1 pseudogene is annotated in these 394 nt (G+C 58.4%); it reads right to left on the bottom strand.

Annotation, left to right across the window (positions count from 1 at the left end):
* A pseudogene (locus tag EN879_RS38680) lies at positions 1-363 on the bottom strand (hypothetical protein); the annotation flags it as partial.
* Between the last annotated feature and the right edge of the window lie 31 nt (positions 364-394).

Here is a 394-nt window from a genome sequence, read left to right as displayed (position 1 = left end):
ACAGACTCTCAACAGTGCACATAGCAAGCAGGGAGGAATAAAATGGTCACGATCTATGACGCGAAGCCCGGGCTTTCCCGTCGTGAGCTTCTCAAACGCGGCGGCATCGGGGCGCTGCTCGTCATGACCTTTCACGGCAATGGCGTAGTATTTGTCCGGCACCTGATCGTGCGGATAGATGTCACGCGCCATCTGGATCAGCGTCGCCATGGTTTCGGGCTTGAGTGCCGATGTCTCGAGCCCCCAGGCATGTTCAGGGCTGATGACGGCGCTACCGGAGATGACGAGCAGCGCCCCGATGCCGCCGCGTTTGAGAAGCTCACGACGGGAAAGCCCGGGCTTCGCGTCATAGATCGTGACCATTTTATTCCTCCCTGCTTGCTATGTGCACTGT

It is taken from the genome of Mesorhizobium sp. M7A.F.Ca.AU.002.02.1.1, from assembly GCF_003998535.1.
In the GTDB taxonomy this organism is placed as follows: domain Bacteria; phylum Pseudomonadota; class Alphaproteobacteria; order Rhizobiales; family Rhizobiaceae; genus Mesorhizobium; species Mesorhizobium ciceri.
Note: the sequence above shows the minus strand (reverse complement) of the source record. Positions and strands in the feature narration are given on the sequence as shown.